The sequence below is a fragment of the Parageobacillus sp. G301 genome, from assembly GCF_030268025.1.
In the GTDB taxonomy this organism is placed as follows: Bacteria; Bacillota; Bacilli; order Bacillales; family Anoxybacillaceae; genus Parageobacillus_B; species Parageobacillus_B toebii.
Map to the genome: position 1 here is coordinate 404,889 of NZ_BSDB01000001.1, position 18,671 is coordinate 423,559.

The following is an 18,671-nucleotide window of genomic DNA, read 5'->3' on the forward strand; positions in this document are numbered from 1 at the left end:
CGTCACTTTTGAACATACTGTAAATGACGATGCTAACGGATGAAAGGTGAATGTAGTATGAAAAAGGAAAACGAAATGATAAACTCCTTGGATACATCGACTTAAATGAATAACTAAATCTGTTATCCATAGTTAAATGGAAGGAAAGAAGATTATTTAAGCAGAAATTCATTTTTATCGTAGCGGCCAAGTTCGATGTAGATAATAGGTAGCGCTTAAAATGGAATAACAAACGCTAGAAATTTATTTTTATCGGGAGAGAAAATTTAATGAAAAAATATCCTCTCATCATGATCAGCATCATTTTTCTTTTAATAGGCTGTTCGAATGAAAAACAGGGAGAAAACAGACCTCAAAAGGAACAACAAACAAATAGCAACGGCAATATGGAAATTATTGCCCAAGATTTAAGTGTGCCATGGGCGATCGACTGGGACGGGACATCTTTTTATATTTCGGAGCGGACTGGCTCCATTGTGAAAATTACAGGTGACAGAAAGATTAGGCAGAAACTGCATTTAAAAAAGCGACTTTCAACGGCATCTGAAGCTGGTGTATTAGGTTTTGTGCTTCATCCCGAGAAAAAGAATTACGCCTTTCTTTACTATACATATGAGGATGAAAACGGGCAATTTAATCGTGTTGTAGAAATACGGGAAGAAAATAATGAATGGTTTGAGCAAAAAGTTTTGCTTGATCGAATTCCAAGCGGAAATTTTCATCATGGCGGAAGAATAAAAATCGGACCTGACAAAAAATTGTACATCACAACTGGGGATGCTACAAATTCGATGATTGCCCAAGACAAGACATCTCTTGGCGGAAAAATTTTACGAATGAATCTTGACGGCACCATACCGGACGATAATCCTTATTCCAACTCCTTTGTTTATAGCTATGGACACCGCAACCCACAAGGCTTGGCATGGGATGAAACGGGTCAGCTTTATAGCTCTGAGCATGGCTCCAGTGCACATGATGAAATTAATCTGATTCAACCGAAAGGAAACTATGGATGGCCGCTTATTCAAGGAGATGAAACGAAAGACGGGATGATCGCACCATTGTTCCATTCGGGGGATCATACTTGGGCGCCATCTGGAATTGCCTATCATAATAGGGTTTTATATGTTGCACAGCTGCGTGGGGAAGGTATTTTAGCGTTCGATTTAAAAAATAAAACATATAAACAAATCGTTTCCAATGTAGGTCGCGTGCGGGATGTATTCATATTGGAAGATCATTTATTTTTTGTCACAAACAACACGGATGGAAGAGGGGCCCCAGCCAATCATGATGACAAATTAATCAAAATTCCAATTCCGAAAGCTTTTTGACACTATTTCAATAGTCTTAAACAAATTCGACAATCGCGCCGCGTCTATGCGGCACCATCGGAAGGATGAAAATACTAATTTTCAGGATAACATCGGGAAACAAAAAATTTCTTCGTTACAGCCAGACAGGATTGCAGTTTATTAATTATAGGTTGGGTTGATATTGCAGTAGGGACATACTTCCTTGCTGTTTCACTGTTCGCAGGTGGTCTGTTAATCGCTATAGCTATTCTTTCCTCCAGCCTTAGTTGTATAATTTAATATTGTGTAGAAAAAATAGTGACAGAAAAACGGTAGATTTTTGGCAGAAAGACGACAGATTATTTTGTTTCGGACGTGTTATAGTGATATCGTGGATATTTTATTTGAAGCATGGCGTCACTCTGATCAGGGTGGCGTTTTTGTTTTAGGCTCCGTTAAATAATGTTGTTGATTTTCTTATTCGACTACGGGGCAGGTTAGTACAATAAGAACCTAAATTATTCACAGAGATTAAAGAAGGATTTTTTGCTAAAATTAAAAAATGTATGAATGATAAAAACGAACAAGGTAAAATAAATTATTGGGCACTAAGGGGTAATGTCCTTTTGTTATAAGTTATAAAGAATTGAGAGGTTTTTATGTATGAAGGAAAAAAATGAGTCTTTTCGTAATTTGAATTTTCGAGATAAGCTCGTAGTTATAACAGCAATTAGTTTACTAATTACTTTTGCTCTTGTTGTTGTGATAGGCAGTTTTTTCTTTGGAATATTTGGTTTTTTCAAATTAATAGGTGTAGAATATGATTCCACAAAATCCCTTATTCTTTTTATTTGTTTGCTTTTCCTATTAGGAACTATAACAGATATTTTATCTAAGATTCTTCATGTTATAATTCCAATGCTTGGTTTAAGGAAGTGGGCTTTGCTTATAATTACAGGTCTAATCGATATTTTCTTTTCTTGGATAACCATTTATACTGTTGATGAGTTAATGCATAGCATAACCATGCCTATAATGGCAGAGTTACTTTTTGCTTTCTTATTATTTATGGTTGAAGTAGCTTTGTTTAGGGAAAAACCGAAGAGTAAGAGTGCTAATAAAACATCTCGCTAAACTCTCACGGAAGAACGTATTAACTTCCATCATAAATCACATACGAAATCGGTGAATAAACACATTAAATTATGAAGTAGCGGAATTATTTTTGGAATATTTAAAAAATAATTTGAATATTTGATATTTAAACGTATAATAGTGTTATAACATACCAACTGGTTAGTATTTCGAAAGAGGTCAATTTCCCCATGTCTAAAGGCGAGAGCTTCTTTTCCTCATCGTTTGTGAAAGAGTTGCGGAAAAAGTTAACAAACTAGAAAGGATGTGTATGCATGAGACTGAAAGGAAAGATCGCAATTGTTACTGGTGGCGGAGGAGGAATTGGACACGCAACAGCCATCCGCTTTGCCAAAGAAGGAGCGAAGGTGACCGTCAGTGACATAGACTCCTAAAGTGGTGAGGAAACCGTTAGCCTTATTCAGTAATTTGGGGGAGAAGCTATTTTTGTGAAAACGGATGTATCGGACTCCAATCAAGTAAAAGAGCTAGTTCATATAACCACAAGTACATTTGTGGTGGATTACACATCATGTTCAACAATGCTGGAATCGCGAATGTTGAAGTGAGAAGTGTTGATTTGACAGAAGAGGAATGGGACCGGGTCATTGACGTTAATTTAAAGGGGGTATTCCTTGGCATCAAGTATGCTGTTCCTGAGTTAAAAAAATCTGGCGGCGGAGCGATCATTAATACTTCTAGTTTACTAGGATTAAAAGGGAAGAAATATCAAGCGGCTTACAATGCATCCAAAGCAGGTGTCATCCTGCTAACGCAAAATGCTGCACTGGAATACGGCAAATACAACATCCGTGTTAATGCAATAGCACCAGGTGTCATTGATACAAAAATTATTGATGGATGGAAGCAGGACGCAAGAAAATGGCCAATTATCTCTAAGGCAAATGCTCTTGGTAGAATTGGCACTCCGGAGGAGGTAGCAAATGCTGTTTTATTTTTAGCATCGGATGAAGCTTCATTTATTACTGGTGCTACACTTTCCGTTGATGGCGGCGGACTCACATTTTAACAAAATAATAGTTTATCATAAAAGTATTATGTAAATTATAACGAATTCGAAATCAGCGACTTCAATATTGCAACAAAATCAAGTTCAAAAAAGAGACAAAAGTACTCATCTGTGTAAGTGATAGTAAAACAAAGGGAGGAAGGAAGATGAGATTTTCACAAACCATTGCCTTAGTAACAGGGGCGGGAAGTGGCATTGGCAAGGCAACAGCCCTTCGTTTGGCGAAGGAAGGTGCGAAAGTTATTTTAGTCGGCAGGACAAAAGCGAAGTTGGAAGAGACCGCACAGGAGATTAACCGCAACAGCGGAATTTCAATGGCTGACATTTTCCCTGCGGACGTAACCAATGGAGAAGATGTCCGAAAATTAGCGGAGTATGTAGAACAGCAATATGGAGATTTGCATGTTTTAGTGAACAACGCTGGCGGTTCTACCCACACGAAGATTTTACAAATGTCTGAACAAGAATGGGATTATGTTCAACATGTCAATTTAAAAAGTGTCTTTCTTGTCTCGAAAGCACTTGGAAAAGTGATGTCAGAAGGAGCAAAGCGGGAAAAACGTGACCGAGCGATTGTAAATGTTGCTTCCCTTTCCGGGCATCAGGCTGGTGCGGAAATTCCACATTATAGCGCTGCCAAGGCAGGTGTGATTAATTTTACTAGGTCGCTTGCCCTTGAGTTATCACCATACGGAATTCGCGTCAACTCCGTATCTCCCGGTTTTGTAGAGACGCCGTTAACAGAAGATGCGCTGCAAAATGATCGTTTTGTTAAGGCCATTCAACGAAATACAGCTCTGCAAAGAGTCGGCACACCAGAGGAAATTGCCAATGTCATCGCTTTTGTGGCCTCTAGCGAAGCATCCTATATGACTGGATCTGATCTACTCGTTGATGGCGGCTGGCTGATAAAATAACGAACGAAAGAGAGGAAGATTGGTATGTCTCAAAATCATTTAGTCATTGAAAAATTAGGACCTGTGTTGTCGCTCACATTAAATCGTCCGGAAAGCTTAAATGCTTTCAGCCCAGAAATGATTTTGGGCTTAACAGAAGCTATCAAGAATGCCGAAAACGATGATGATGTCCGGGTGATCGTCTTATCCGGCGCAGGCCGGTCATTTAGTGCTGGCGGCGATGTAAAAACGATGGGGCAAGCAAACGGCGTCCAAGTTTATGAACATATCGGCAGGCTCAATAGACTGATTTTGACGATGAAGGAAATAGAAAAACCGATTATTGCCGCTGTTCACGGCTTCGCGGCTGGTGCGGGGGTCAATCTAGCGCTGGCTTGCGACCTAATTGTCGCAGCGGAGGATAGCAAGTTTGCTTTAAGCTTCTCTCAAGTTGGCCTCGTATCTGATGGCGGAGGTTCTTATTTTCTGCCAAAGTTAATTGGTCCGCATTTGGCTAAACAATTCTTCTTTACCGCAGAGCCGATTCCAGCCGAAAGGATCTATCAATTAGGCGTCATCAATTATCTTTTTCCATTAGAAAAACTTCAGGAAGAAACAATCAACCTAGCATTAAAATTAGCGCATGGACCAAGTAAAGCATTCGGAAAACAAAAGAAATTAATTGAACATTCCTTTACGTCTACACTCGAAGAAATACTCGAGGAAGAACGACTGATACAAACATTAATGGTTCAGACGGAAGATCACAAGGAAGGTGTCGCTGCATTTAAAGAAAAAAGAAAGCCAGCGTTTAAGGGCAGATAAGAGGAGAGCATAAATAAAAGTTGTTCAACTAACTGAGCATGACGGCCCCGAGGTATTAAGAGGTCTTTATGTATTTACTCATATTGGCCAGTCTATTTTTTTCGTTAAATTACTCCTGATGTTATAACATCAATAGTTATCGTTTTTCCTTATAGCATAGTATTGTTTAACCATTATTCGAAAATCAAGTCATAACTTGGGATACTATTTTTGTCAAATTTAACATGCTACAGCTTATTAAAAAGGGAATGGGTTCGGGATCATGAGTAAAAAACTTAACAATACTAATTTGTTACTTTTTTTAGGAAGCAATATTTCTGTCACTCTTGGTTTATCTATGTTTACCATCATCATGACATGGCTGGCCTATAATGGAAGAGGCTCTTTAATGGACTCGGCGTTTGTCAGTATCGCGATGATGGTTGCCCAACTAATCATTGCTCCGATAGGCGGAGTTATTGCTGACCGTTCTAATCGAAAAAAGGTTATCGTCTTATGTCGCCTTGTTTCATGCATAGTAATATTCATTGTTTTCCTTCATTTTTATATAAACGGGAAACTCGGAATTGTCATTGTGTCTATGTCTGCTGTTTTTCTTCTTACGATCCTGTCTACTTTATCAGGTCCCGTACAATCAACCATTCTTCGGGAATTAGTAGAAAAAGAAAAATTTCCTAGTGTGTATGGCAATTTTATCGCTTTAAGCGGAGTAAGCAGACTTATAGGCCAAGGAATTGCTGGGTTTCTTCTTGCATGGATTGGAACTTCTTGGTCATTGATAACGATTCTTGTTGTGTTTATATGTGGTGTTCTGCTTATACAGTTTTCTGAAATTTCCACCACACCAGTGAATAATGATCATAAATCCGGTTCGAAGCTCAAGGAATTGAAAGAAGGATGGAATTATTTAATTAACATTCCATATTTAAAATGGTTATTAATTACTGCTTGTTTCGCAAATGTTTCGCACAGCTCGTTAACGATTGCGGCGCCAGCAATCGCAAAAGAGCTTGGCAACGGTCCGCAAACATTTAGTTTACTAACGATGTCACTAGTATTTGGCGGATTAGTTTGCGGGGTTATTGGGGGGAGAATGACCAAAAAAATTAAAACAGGATTAGCATTTGGATATTTAAATTTGTTAACAGGATTATTTACTATCATTATTGCCTTCTCTAATTCTTTAATACTTACATGTGCGGCTGTTTTCTTTCTGTCTTTTGCCATAACGATGGATGATATCATGTATGAATCGATCGTTATGTTGCTAACTGATTCTCGTTATCGCGGAAGAATTAAAGGGCTTCAAGTTTCCATTGCCATGTTGCTGATGCCTGTTGCTATGCTATTAGGCGGCTATGTTGGAGATTTAGTTGGTGTACGTAATTTGATTATTATTTCCAGTGCATTTGTCTTTTTGGCATCGATCATATGCTTTGCCAATAAGCACGTGAGATCTGTTTACTCTCATTATGAGCACACAGTTAAGAATGAGACAATGCAAATAAAATTATAGCTTTACCGAATAGATTAACGATACTTTTATTGACCATTCCGATGCGTAGGAAGATACCCTTTTGCTTCGTTGAAGACCGGAATTCATCACGTAAAAATGAATAAAAGATAAAGGAAGATTATCATGAATAAAAAAATAAAAATTGGTATTGGTGTATTCGGCATATTAGCATTCGGCATAGGGTTTCTTGCTTTCGCATTTTTACAAAGCATGAAGGCAAATGAGGATGAAGTGAAAAAGGTAAAAATACAAGCACAGGAATATATAAAAAATACATTTAAAGATGAAATTGTTATTATCGGGACACTATTTGATAATATGGGTAACTACTCTACATTTGATTACGCTGCTAAAGCAGTGAACAAAAAGGATGATACACAGTTTTTAATCTACTACAATGACGTAACAAAACAGATGGAAGACACCTATATTGCGGAGAAGTGGGAAAACGAATTAGAAAACCATATACGTCCTTATATTGAGCAAAAGTTTGGGGTGTTGGATGAATTTTGGGCAGAATATGATGATAGAACCGGAATAACATATAACGTTAATCCAAATAAGCCAAGCAGTTATAAAGAATACGATGCGTCTCCTTTTATTCAGATATCCATACCTAGAAAGCCGGATAAAAAGGACGAAGAAATTTTTAACGAGATCGTATCATTTATTCAAAAGGATGCTGGATTAAAGCATGGAACGGTTTCAATAAATTATGTTAAAAAGGGTGTACCATTAGATAAAAAAGAATGGCGCAAGACCTTTTAATAATTCTGAAGAGCATAATTGAGTAAACATTTCATAAAAGAGTATCTGCATAGCTCAGCTATCTCTGTCTGTTTAACGTGTCCATTTTCTTGACATAACACCATATCAACTGTCATGACAATAGGTTTACAAAAATGAGAACAGCCAAGGCTTTCTTGAAAAAGCGCTTGGCTGTTTGTTTATTCTTATGATTGATAAATGGCATCAAAATTTTTGTATCAGCATCCTATTTATAACCTTATGATTATTCTGTTTTCTAGTTTGCTTTTTTCATCATATATGCTTGCTCTTGGTGTGAATCTTTTTGGTGCTTCATTCTATAGATAAAATAAATACTTAAACCTACAATCATCCAAATGCCGAAATACAACCACGTTTCAAGAGCAAGGCGAGTCATTAAGAAGATACAACACGCAATTGTCAATATTGGAAGATACGGAACAAGCGGCGCCTTAAACCCTCTTTGCAGATTTGGATGTGTTTTGCGCAGTACCATAACGGATAAGGCCACCATCACAAAGGTTAGCAAAGCGCCAATATTGATTAAGTTGGACAATGCTCTCAAATCAATAAATCCAGCAATTGCCGCTCCGGTAAATCCTGCAATCCATGTCGAAAAAAAAGGCGCTTGAGAGTGTGAATGAACTACTGAAAACGGTTTTGGCAGTAAACGATCGCGACTCATAGAGAACAGAACGCGCACGGTTGCGTAAAGATAAACAAATATAACTGTTGTAATGCCGGCAATTGCTCCAACTGATATAACTCCTGCAACAAAATCTTGGCCGACTGCATGAAGCGCAAATGCCATCGCGTCAGAAACATTTAATAAATGATATGGAACCATTCCTGTTAAGACTAAGCAAACAATAACGTATAAAAGAGTGCAAACAACTAAAGAAACAACAATGCCGATTGGCAAATCACGCTGCGGTTTTTTCACTTCTTCTGCCGCAGTTGCAACTGCATCAAACCCTAAAAACGCAAAAAACACCGTAGCAGTTCCCGCGAGAACTCCTTTCCATCCAAACGGCATGAATGGATTCCAATTTTCCGGTCTAACATAGAATATTCCGACAATAATAAATAATAAAATGATAGATAATTTGATAGCTACCATCGTATTATTCACTTTCTTACTTTCTTGCACACCTTTGGACAGCACCCATGTTATAAGTAAAATAATGCAGACAGCCGGCAAGTTTATCATTCCGCCTTGCTGGGGTACTGCACTTAGCATTTTCGGGATGTGAAAATGAAATCCTTCTAACAATGAGCGAAAATATGCAGACCATCCATTTGCTACTGCTGCAACGGACAAAACATAAATTAAAAGTTGTGTCCATCCTATTAAATACGCAACTACTTCCCCGACTGTTACATACGCATATGTGTAGACTCCTCCGGAAACGGGAAGAGCAGATGCTATTTCAGCATAACAAAACGCTACAAACCCACACACAAATGCCGCCAGCATAAACGAAAAGATAATCGAAGGACCTGCATCATTTGCTGCTGCGACGCCTGTCAACACAAGAATGCCGATCCCAACAATCGCTCCGATACCAAGCAATATTAAATCATAGGCACCTAATGTTTTCTGCAATGTTTTCTTTTGACTTAACAAGTGAGTAATTGACTTTTTTTGAAGTAAATTCATGACATCTCCTCTCTTTTCTCTTATGCGATTAGTTCAAAACGCCAAGCAATTTGCTATTATATCATATTTCTACTTTTTTCGACATATTTTTTGTTACAGGTATGACTCCGTATCATACATTGAATAATGCGGCGCCAGTAGCCAAAGTCTTTAAGTAATGTCGGATTGAAATGGATCACGTTATTCATTTCAGCTTCTGCCATTGCGGGTATTCTGTCTGTTTTATTTTCTTTTATGCTTGCGGGGTCGCGCATATGGTTTGCCATGAGCCGCGACGGTTTATTGCCAAAATGGTTTATGAAGGTGTACAAATATAAAAACACCTTATTGTCCAACCTTAATTATTGGTGTTATTACCGCGCTTGTTTCAGGGGTTACCCCTATTAGTGAAGTAGCTGAACTAGTTAACATCGGGACGTTGTCAGCGTTTATCTTAATTTGTTCATCCATCATGGTGCTGCGAGTGAAACGGCCGGAATTTGAAAGAAAATTTAGAACGCCGTTTGTTCCGGTTGTTCCTTTGATGGAGTTGGATTTTCCATCTACCTTATTATCCAGTCTTCCTCCGATTACTTGGATTCGTTTTATAGTTTGGATGATTATAGGCCTTGTTATTTATGTGTTTTACGGCAAAAGAAAAAGTAACTTAGCAGAAAATTCAGGTAATGTACAACAGAAAGAAGCTTCTTAAAAAAACATTAGTTTTTCTAATTTGTTTCTCTCTAGCCTAATGACAATTCAGGCTATTGAAAAAATAGACTTCAGACATTTGTCTAAAGCCTATTTTATTCCATTAAAAAGAAGATATCTGGCTGCTTCATAATACGAACAGAGCCTATTATAGCACTCTAACGATTTCACTTTTCACTAAGCGCCATCTGTATACCAATAAGCCCTAATAACAAACCTTTTATAATGTTCATTCGCTTTGCGATGAACGAATTAGCAAGCAGGACATGGCGCAGCTTCTCGGAAAATACGCTGACAGCAACAAAAATCACTAAAGCCTGAACCAGAAAAATAATCCCCAAAATCAACATCTGTAACGCAATGTGTCCCATCGATTTATTCACAAATTGAGGTAACAATGCTAAAAAGAACAAGGATACTTTTGGATTAAGCAGATTCATGAAAATTCCTTTTTTATACAAAGATTTATACTTTAAAGGCTTGTGATGGTTAATCGTAAAGCCTGTTTCTTTTTCCTTAAATGATTGCCATGCTAAATACAGCAAATAAGCTGCACCCATATATTTTACAACGGTAAAAGCCAAAGCGGATTGATAAATGATTGCGGAAATCCCAAGCGCTGCAGCCGTGATATGTACAATAAGGCCTGAACAAAGTCCCAGTGCCGTTGCGACTCCCGCTTTTTTGTCCTGTGAAATACTTTGGGTAATCACAAACAGAATATCTGGTCCAGGCATTAATGTCAGCAATATCGCCACACCTAAAAAGGACATAACTAGTCCGAAATCCATTTAGAACACCTCTCTTAGATAAGTGGACACCATTTAACAAACTAGCGAATGGTGCAGAATTCAATCATAAGCAGTATACTTAGAATTTATTTTTTTATATGTTTATATCTGCATTTTCGATGAATTCAAACACAATACTATTTCTAAAAATAAAAACAATGCGTGGCGAATGAATTCTTTTCTGTAAGAAAGTTAATAAATTCTTTTTATTAAGACTTATGGATTTTTCAGCCGCTATTGCCGCATACACGACGTAATTTTAATAATTTATTAAATTTTCAGAATTAAAAAGTGATATCGGATGTTTGACAGAAATATAAATATACGGATATTAGGTTGTCTGATAACAGATCGCTAATGGGCAACATGCTGCATCATCCGCATTTCTGATTGACGAAAGGGTGTTGCTGATTTGGGGCGGCCACATTGCCAACTGAATGCGCGGCTGATTTTCGTGTCTGAAAAGCGGCGCTACGGAAACGATGATCGATTATTTTGCAACCGATTTCAGAAAGGAGAACTGCGGATCCAACAGCCGCTCCCAGGAGGTTTTGTCAGAAGCCCGCCCACCTTTGCAGGAAAGGAGGTTGTCATGCGGGAAGTGAAGCCCATTTCGTCGAAAAAAGTATCCGGAAGAGATAGTCGAAAGAAATTAAGCGATTAATCGAACAGGATGAGCTTCCGTCAGACAGCAAACTACCTTCGGAAAAGGAATGGAGCGATATGTTTGGCGTCGGTCGCTCTAGTATCCGTGATACGTTGAGCATGCTGGCGGCTGCTCGGATCATCGAAACGTGGAATGGTGAAGGCACATTTGTGCATAAAAAAACTATTGAAGCTAAAAGAGTAAAAAATGGGGGTTGTGTCATGAAACGATGGATCATGATTGGACTCATGATGGTGATGGCGGCACTGGCCGGGTGCGGAGTTCCCAATGCGAAACCGCCCGGTGAAGCGAAACCGGCCAACAAGTCGTCAGACAATGTGAAGGAGATTACGGTTGCCGGGAACGGCGGAAAGATTGAAAAGGCGATTCGTGAAGTGATTGCGCCGAAATTTGAAGAAAAATACGGGATCAAGGTGAACTTTGTGCCAGGGTTGTCGGGTGAAATCCTGTCAAAAGTCGAATTGCAGAAAAACGCTCCTCAATATGACGTTGCGTTTTACGTACCGATTGACGTGCAGCGAGCGGCCGATAAAGGATTGACTGAGCAATTGGATCCAGCGGCGATCCCCAACATGTCTAAGGTTGACCCGCGGTTTGTCGCAGTGGATAATATCGGAGTTCCCGTATTCGGATTGGTAATCGCACCTGCATACAATACGAAAACCTTTGAGAAGAACGGCTGGGCACCGATAACGTCTTGGAACGATCTGATTCGTCCCGATTACAAAGGAAAGACGGCGTTCGCCGACATCGCCAACGACTGGGGGTTTGCTCTGCTCTATAACCTTGCGAATGCGAACGGCGGCAGCCTTGACAATCTGGAACCTGGTTTGAAAAAGGCGAAAGAACTCGCCAGGTATTCGGATACGTTCTACAAAAACTCCACCCAGATGATGCCGGCTGTGCAACAGGGGGCGGCCGACGTAACGGTGATGGGCAGCTATGCGATCGCCGAACTGATCGATTCCGGTGTACCGTTGAAAATGGTGATCCCGAAAGAAGGGGCGCCGTTGCAAGCGTTCAGTGCGACGGTTGTGAAAAATGCCCCTCATAAAAAAGCGGCGATGGATTTTATCAATTTTCTGATTAGCGAAGAGTCGCAAAAGCAGATTGCGGAAAGAGGGTTCTATCCGGTTCTGAAAGGAATGAAAGCGGCTCCTAAATATGAAGCATCGATCGGCTTGAAAGACAGCGATCCTGTCTTCCGTCCGGATGTGAAGAAACTGTCCGAGATCCGGGCGCAATGGACGGACAGATGGACTAAAGAAGTCACACCGGAACTTGGAAAGAAAGTGAAAAAATAGGGGAATAGGAGGCGAAAAGATGCAGGCGTTGACGAATGACGTGGAAATACGCGGCGTTTACAAACGAATCGGCCGAAACGTGATCCTAGACGGTATCGATCTAGAGGTCAAGCAAGGTGAATTGCTCACCTTGCTTGGCCCTTCCGGTTGCGGCAAAACGTCAACGCTCAACGTGATTGCCGGTTTTCTCGACATCGATCAGGGGGATGTATTTATCAAAGGGCGGCGGGTGAATGACGTTCCCGCCTACAAGCGCGATTTGGGAATGGTGTTCCAGACGTATTCATTGTTCCCACATATGACTGTGTATGAAAATCTCGATTTTGGCCTGTCTCTGCGCAAAGTGCCGGAAGACGAGAAAAAACGGCGCATCCAGAAAGCGCTGGAACTGGTGAAAATGACTGGACTGGAAGAACGTTATCCACGCGAACTGTCCGGCGGTCAGCGGCAACGCGTTGCCATCGCCCGGGCGCTGGTGGTGCAACCGAAACTGTTGTTGCTCGATGAACCATTGAGCAATCTTGACGCCAAGCTGCGTCATGAATTGCGGATAGAGATCAAACGATTGCAAAAAGAAGTGGGTGTCACCACGATTTTTGTCACTCATGACCAGGAGGAAGCGCTCTCCATGTCCGATCGGATCGTCGTGATGAACAAGGGGAAAATTGAACAGGTCGGAACGCCGACCGAAATCTACGCCCATCCGCGCACCGAATTTGTCTTTCAATTTATCGGAAAATCAAACCAATTAAATGGCAGGGTCAAATCGCTCGACAGCCGAATGATCAGTGTGGAACTATCGGACGGGGGTCAGGTACTGGTCGAAGCGGAGAATGTGATGGGATCGGATCGCACCTGTACGGTGGGGGATGCGGTCAAGCTCTATATCCGCCCAGAAAAGTTGATGATCCAACCTGTGGAAAGCCCGACTTCCAACTACAATTCACACACTGCTACCATTGTCCAGATGAATTATCTAGGTTCTGCTTGGGAAATTGAAGTGTCACTGCTAGGTGAACGGATGCAGGTGTTGCATCCCTCAATCGAAGCAGGCTGGACGATAGGAACTGAGGTGATGGTCGGATGGAACCCGTCAGACATGATGATCGTCAAGAAATAGCCAGCTTGCGGTTGCAGCCGGCTGTATTGGGAAAACGCAGGAATTGGAAAAAACATCTGGCCGCCGTACTGCTGTTACTGCCATTGTTGCTGTTTATTATCGGTTTCTTTGTGGTTCCGATGCTTTATATCCTGTATCTAAGCTTTATTGACACGGAAAGACTGAGCGGGACAAATGCGGTTTACAGCATTGACAACTATGTCCGGTTTTTCACCGATTCCTATTACTTGCATTCTCTCTGGCTGACGATCAAAGTGAGCCTGTACACGGTAATCGTGTCGTTACTGCTTGGTTATCCAGTGGCGCTGACGATGGCAAAATGCTCTCCACGCGTCCGGGGATTGCTGACCCTGTTGGTGGCATCGCCGCTTTTGATCAGCATCGTGGTTCGCAATTTTGGCTGGTATTTGCTTCTGTTGCCCAACGGCACGGTCAATCAACTGTTGACAGGCCTTGGCATCACCGAGTCGCCGCTGAAACTTTTGTTTTCGGAAGCAGGGGTTGTCATCGGTTTGTCGAACGCGTATATGCCGTTTATGATTTTGTCCATTGCCACCAGTTTGTACAACATTGATCCGTCTCTCGAAAAAGCGGCTGCCATTCTCGGAGCCAGCCCGTTTCGTTCGTTTATATCGATCACCTTGCCGCTCAGCCTGCCTGGTATTGTGTCCGGGATGGTGCTGGTGTTCAGCATGTCGATGAGCGCTTACGTAACCCCAGCTCTGATGGGGGGAGCGAATGTGCCGATGCTGCCGGTAGTGGCATATGACCAGATCATTCACCTGTTGCGCTGGACGTACGGGTCTGCCGTCTCGTATGTATTGCTCGGCATCACGTTGGCAATCGTCACGATTTTTACGAGGATGATGGAAAGAGGACGGTACCGGGAGGTGTTTCGCTAATGAAAATTTCCGGAAAAATCAGGGTTGCGGTGGCTGTGGTCAGCCTGATTTATATCCTGATCCCGTTGCTTGTCACGATTCCGGCTTCTTTTACAAGCGCAAGCTATCCGAGCTTTCCACCGCATGGATTTTCGCTGCAGTGGTATGTGAAATTGCTGGAACGGCCTGAGTTTGTCGAGGCTTTCTGGAACAGCGCCAAGTTTGCTTTTCTGACAGCGTTCTTTTCCGTCCTGCTGGGCACTCTCGGTGCGCTGGCAATTGCTAAGTATGACATTCCAGGAAAAAGTTACCTAGTATCGTTGCTGACCGCCCCGTTGACGGTACCGCAATTGGTATTGGGGGTCGCCTTATTGATTTACTTCACACCGATGCTGCTGGCGGGGACGCCGACCGGATTTTTGATCGCACATATTATCATCTGCGTACCGTATGTGATCCGGTTTGTGCTGACCGGACTGAGCGGTTTTGATTACACGTTGGAACGGGCGGCAGCGATTCTCGGCGCCAGTCCAGTCACCGTTTTCTGTCGGGTGACGCTGCCGCTAATCCGGCCTGCAATTCTGTCTGGGGCTCTGTTTTCCTTTTTGACTTCGTTCGATAACGTAACTGTCTCGCTGTTTATGGTATCTTCCGATATGCGAACACTGCCGCTTGAGATTTTTTCGAACATGCAGGATGCGTACAGTCCAATCGTCGCTTCTGTATCAAGTGTTGTGATTCTGATTTCGGTGGTGCTGATCCTGATTCTTGAGAAAATTCACGGCGTCGGACGCCTGTTGGGAAGCACCCATTAATCGACAATGGCTGGAAGGTATTTGTATGAAACTGCCGGAATTATTAGATGATTGAAACAAGGGAAGGATAGTAATGATATTTATCCCCATAGTAGACAGAAAGTGATGTACTGTTTACTATAAGGGGATATTTTTTATGAAAAAATCAGAAAAACTTTACAGTAAATATAAATTAGACGTGGTGAAGAAGTGTATGAGGAGTGGACTAAACGTGAAATCATCGACCAATTTTACATCTCTTTTATGTTACATAGATGGATTTCATTGTCATGAATTTTTCCTTCGTGTAAATATAAAATTCGATTCCCTAATTTTTTTGCTTCCTCATGATGATGTGTTACTAATATAATTGGAATGCGCCAAAGTTTATGGATACGTAATAACTCCTCATGGCCTTTTGCCCGTGTTTGATCATCTAAAGCAGAAAATGGCTCATCTAAAAGCAAGGCATCCGGCTCGGTTGCAATCGCTCGTGCAATGGCTACCCGTTGTTTTTCCCCGCCTGAAATTTCAGACGGATATTTGTCTCTAAGGTGTTCAATTCGCAGCTCTTTCATTAATTCTTTTGCAAAGCTTTCGTTTTTCATGCCATAAGCGATATTTTTCCAAACGGTCATATGGGGAAAAAGCGCATAATCCTGAAATACATAGCCGATATTTCTTTTTTGTATAGGAACAAATACCTTTTTATTTTCAAATAAAATGGTGTCATTTAATCGGATTATGCCAGCAGTAGGTTTGCTTATTCCAGCAATACAATTTAAGATTGTCGTTTTTCCAGAACCAGAAGGGCCAAAAAGAACAACAATCTCATTGGCTACCGAAAATTTGACATTTAATTCAAAATGGGAAAGCTTTTTTTGGATGTCGACGATAAGCATAAGAAAAACTCCTTTACACACACAATAAGCTGTATATATTGATTTCATTTGTGTACATGCTTCATCATGTTCTTTTTGCTCCACCAATTAAGCCATAAAATAGCGCTAAAGCCAAGGGCGATGATAATGATCACCCAAAATTTTGCCACCTCCATATTACCTGACTCCACTGCAAAATAGATGGCTAGAGGAATGGTGTCGGTGACATTCGGAATATAGCCGGCGATCATGAGGGTGGCACCGAATTCTCCTAACGCTCGTGCAAAGGATAAAACTAAACCAGATAACAGTCCTGGCCATGCAAGTGGAAATGATATCGTCCAAAACACTCTCCATTTAGATGCTCCCATCGTATAAGCGGCATTTTCAATATTTGGGTCATACTGCTGGAACGCTGCAGCTGCACTTTGGTACATTAAAGGAAAGGATACGACTATTGCTGCGATCAGAACACCATACCAAGTGAAAACAATCTGGAAATCAAACCAGTCGAGCAGTAATCGACCAATAAAGCCGTTTTTACCGAATACATACAATAAACCAAAACCTACAACTGTAGGCGGGAGCACGAGCGGCAGTAAAATAATCGCTTCTATAATACTTTTCCCTCGAAAGGAACTACGGCCGATCAATCGTGCCAACACAACCCCGGCAATAAATACGATAAGCGTTGAGATGGTAGCAGTTTTAAAAGAGAGTATAAGTGGAGAGTAATTCATATTTGCCATTCACCTTTTCGTAAAATTGGTTATTTTTCATTATAAATGGTTATATTTAATTATTGCTTATATTAACTTTGGAACAGAAGCAATGATAAAATAAGAATCAACATACAAACGTTGAGGTGTTTCTGTGTAGACAATGAATCATATACAACAAAGAGCCAACCAAAACATGATATAATAAGGTTAAATATAAACTATTTCATACATAACCAGTTCTTAATAGAAATATAATTAATTTTATTTATAATTAAATATAAATCATGATATGGAGGTTATCAATACATTATATAAAATTAAATTTAATTACTTATAACGAAATTTTCTAATGAAGGAGTAAGTAGTATGGAAAAAAATCATTCTTATACAACCGAGGAAGTCGCAAACATATTAAAGGTTTCAAAACTAACCGTATATGATTTAGTAAAAAAAGGTTTATTACCTGCTTATCGTGTCGGACGGCAAATGAGAATTGATCCTTCCGATCTAGAAGAGTATATAAAAAGGTCAAAAGGAGAGTTACAGCCAAGCTCCTCACAGTCATTAAGCAAAGAAACAACGAGTGAAGCACAAGGGTATTCGCAAGTTAGGCAATTGATCATCAGCGGCCAAGACATAAGTTTAGATATTTTGGCTAACTACTTAGAAAAATCCTCGAAAAGGTTCCGGCCATTACGTTCTTATGTTGGAAGCTTAGAAAGTCTAATTTCAATGTATCAAGGATATTCAGACATTGTAAGCACCCATTTAATCGAAGGAATTTCAGGTGAATATAATGTTCCATATATAAGCAAGATATTAGTTAATTTTCAGTATATCGTGATTCATTTACTAACAAGGAAGGCAGGCTTTTATGTTAAAAAAGGAAATCCATTGAATATAAAGCATTGGGAGGATTTAAGAAGAAAAGGTATTAAAATCGTGAACCGGGAAAAAGGGTCAGGTGCACGAGTTTTACTAGATGAAAGTTTGAGAAAGTATCGCATACCTATATCTGAAATTAATGGTTATAACAATGAGGTAACAAATCATGTAAGCGTCGCAAGCGCTGTCGCTAAAGGGGATGCCGATGTCGGAGTAGGAATTGAAAAAGCTGCAGACTTAGTAAAAGATGTTGATTTCATTCCGCTAGTTAACGAAAGGTATGATTTGGTGATTTTAAAGAACGATGAGAATAGAGAATTAATTAGTCAAGTCCTGCAAATTTTAAGATCTGATAACTTTAAAAACGATTTAAAAGCACTGGGTGGTTATGATTTATCCCAAACTGGACAGGTGGTTTATGAAAACTGAAACAAAGCTAGCTAGTAGAGTGAAATTGATTAAAAAGCCAGAGGTTTTTCTTAAAAATAGAGAAAAACCTTTGGCTTTTGTTTTTCAACTTCACAAAAGATCTCTTTCGTATGTAAAAAGACTAAGAAATATAAGACACCTAAAATAAAGTAGCTATGCTTTCCTATTGCTTTTTTGATCATTAGTAGCTCACCCAACCTGATCAAGGGATATGCAGGGTGGGGCATAAGCGAAAAAATAATCTTTTATTGAAAAGGCGGTATGATCTGGAGAACGCCAGCTGAAAAAAGCGCCACATAGAGCGCTTTTTTCATTGTGTTGGATCTATCCAAATAACGGCGAGATACTTCATAGTTCTATATAAATAATTATATCTTATA

General features: G+C 40.3%; 18 protein-coding genes and 1 pseudogene. 15 read left to right on the forward strand and 4 right to left on the reverse strand.

Annotation, left to right across the window (positions count from 1 at the left end; all coding sequences use genetic code 11):
• Positions 1–269: 269 nt before the first annotated feature.
• From QSJ37_RS02225 to QSJ37_RS02260, 7 genes and pseudogenes are all read left to right on the forward strand, one after another.
• The gene (locus QSJ37_RS02225; RefSeq protein ID WP_285753344.1) at positions 270–1,337 is read left to right on the forward strand and encodes a PQQ-dependent sugar dehydrogenase; all 1,068 of its coding nucleotides are present in this window, start codon (positions 270–272) and stop codon (positions 1,335–1,337) included.
• Between the two features lie 624 nt (positions 1,338–1,961).
• Positions 1,962–2,432: a YrvL family regulatory protein gene (locus tag QSJ37_RS02230; protein ID WP_285753345.1), complete on the forward strand. Its 471-nt coding sequence runs from the start codon at positions 1,962–1,964 to the stop codon at positions 2,430–2,432.
• A 275-nt stretch (positions 2,433–2,707) separates the two neighbouring features.
• Positions 2,708–3,462: pseudogene (locus QSJ37_RS02240) on the forward strand (SDR family NAD(P)-dependent oxidoreductase).
• Positions 3,463–3,608: 146 nt separating this feature from the next.
• Complete coding sequence (locus QSJ37_RS02245) at positions 3,609–4,379, forward strand: SDR family NAD(P)-dependent oxidoreductase (RefSeq protein WP_285753348.1); 771 nt, start codon at positions 3,609–3,611, stop codon at positions 4,377–4,379.
• A 24-nt stretch (positions 4,380–4,403) separates the two neighbouring features.
• Positions 4,404–5,183, forward strand: coding sequence for an enoyl-CoA hydratase/isomerase family protein (locus QSJ37_RS02250; protein ID WP_285753349.1), 780 nt, complete (start codon positions 4,404–4,406; stop codon positions 5,181–5,183).
• A gap of 262 nt (positions 5,184–5,445) precedes the next feature.
• Entirely contained in the window at positions 5,446–6,699 is a 1,254-nt protein-coding gene (locus tag QSJ37_RS02255) for an MFS transporter (RefSeq protein ID WP_285753350.1), read from the forward strand.
• Positions 6,700–6,822: 123 nt separating this feature from the next.
• Positions 6,823–7,467 carry a hypothetical protein gene (locus tag QSJ37_RS02260; RefSeq protein WP_285753351.1) on the forward strand — a complete coding sequence of 215 codons (645 nt, stop codon included), beginning with the start codon at positions 6,823–6,825 and terminating at the stop codon, positions 7,465–7,467.
• A 256-nt stretch (positions 7,468–7,723) separates the two neighbouring features.
• Here the strand turns inward: QSJ37_RS02260 and QSJ37_RS02265 are convergent, their stop codons facing one another.
• Positions 7,724–9,127, reverse strand: a complete 1,404-nt coding sequence (locus QSJ37_RS02265) for an amino acid permease (RefSeq protein ID WP_285753352.1) — start codon at positions 9,125–9,127, stop codon at positions 7,724–7,726.
• Positions 9,128–9,292: 165 nt separating this feature from the next.
• Between QSJ37_RS02265 and QSJ37_RS02270 the strand changes: the two genes are divergently transcribed.
• A complete protein-coding gene (locus tag QSJ37_RS02270; RefSeq protein ID WP_244319592.1) occupies positions 9,293–9,514 on the forward strand; it encodes an amino acid permease in 222 nt (73 codons plus the stop codon).
• 76 nt (positions 9,515–9,590) lie between these two features.
• Entirely contained in the window at positions 9,591–9,818 is a 228-nt protein-coding gene (locus QSJ37_RS02275; RefSeq protein WP_285753353.1) for an amino acid permease C-terminal domain-containing protein, read from the forward strand.
• 166 nt (positions 9,819–9,984) lie between these two features.
• Here QSJ37_RS02275 and QSJ37_RS02280 read toward each other — a convergent pair whose 3' ends face one another.
• Positions 9,985–10,608 (reverse strand): LysE family translocator, encoded by a 624-nt coding sequence (locus QSJ37_RS02280; protein ID WP_285753354.1) that lies wholly within the window; start codon positions 10,606–10,608, stop codon positions 9,985–9,987.
• Positions 10,609–11,020: 412 nt separating this feature from the next.
• Here QSJ37_RS02280 and QSJ37_RS02285 point away from each other — a divergent pair, with 412 nt between their 5' ends.
• Genes QSJ37_RS02285 through QSJ37_RS02305 form a run of 5 tightly spaced genes read left to right on the forward strand, consistent with a single transcriptional unit; the run spans position 11,021 to position 15,395 of the window.
• The gene (locus tag QSJ37_RS02285; RefSeq protein WP_285753355.1) at positions 11,021–11,272 is read left to right on the forward strand and encodes a hypothetical protein; all 252 of its coding nucleotides are present in this window, start codon (positions 11,021–11,023) and stop codon (positions 11,270–11,272) included.
• Positions 11,272–12,579 carry an extracellular solute-binding protein gene (locus tag QSJ37_RS02290; protein WP_285754728.1) on the forward strand — a complete coding sequence of 436 codons (1,308 nt, stop codon included), beginning with the start codon at positions 11,272–11,274 and terminating at the stop codon, positions 12,577–12,579. The genes QSJ37_RS02285 and QSJ37_RS02290 overlap by 1 nt, the downstream gene beginning before the upstream one ends.
• Positions 12,580–12,598: 19 nt before the next feature.
• The gene (locus QSJ37_RS02295) at positions 12,599–13,699 is read left to right on the forward strand and encodes an ABC transporter ATP-binding protein (RefSeq protein WP_171699423.1); all 1,101 of its coding nucleotides are present in this window, start codon (positions 12,599–12,601) and stop codon (positions 13,697–13,699) included.
• Positions 13,663–14,601, forward strand: a complete 939-nt coding sequence (locus QSJ37_RS02300; protein WP_285753356.1) for an ABC transporter permease — start codon at positions 13,663–13,665, stop codon at positions 14,599–14,601. The genes QSJ37_RS02295 and QSJ37_RS02300 overlap by 37 nt, the downstream gene beginning before the upstream one ends.
• Complete coding sequence (locus tag QSJ37_RS02305; protein WP_285753357.1) at positions 14,601–15,395, forward strand: ABC transporter permease; 795 nt, start codon at positions 14,601–14,603, stop codon at positions 15,393–15,395. Before QSJ37_RS02300 ends, QSJ37_RS02305 begins: the two co-directional genes overlap by 1 nt.
• Positions 15,396–15,625: 230 nt before the next feature.
• Here the strand turns inward: QSJ37_RS02305 and QSJ37_RS02310 are convergent, their stop codons facing one another.
• Together QSJ37_RS02310 and modB are read right to left on the reverse strand one after the other, a co-directional pair.
• A complete protein-coding gene (locus QSJ37_RS02310; RefSeq protein ID WP_089097662.1) occupies positions 15,626–16,276 on the reverse strand; it encodes an ATP-binding cassette domain-containing protein in 651 nt (216 codons plus the stop codon).
• Between the two features lie 44 nt (positions 16,277–16,320).
• On the reverse strand, positions 16,321–16,995 hold the full coding sequence (gene modB / locus QSJ37_RS02315; RefSeq protein WP_015863942.1) for a molybdate ABC transporter permease subunit: 675 nt from the start codon (positions 16,993–16,995) through the stop codon (positions 16,321–16,323).
• Positions 16,996–17,343: 348 nt separating this feature from the next.
• On the opposite strand from modB, the gene QSJ37_RS02320 reads away from it, so the two are divergent.
• The gene (locus QSJ37_RS02320) at positions 17,344–18,291 is read left to right on the forward strand and encodes a helix-turn-helix transcriptional regulator (protein WP_285753358.1); all 948 of its coding nucleotides are present in this window, start codon (positions 17,344–17,346) and stop codon (positions 18,289–18,291) included.
• The last annotated feature ends 380 nt before the right edge of the window (positions 18,292–18,671 follow it).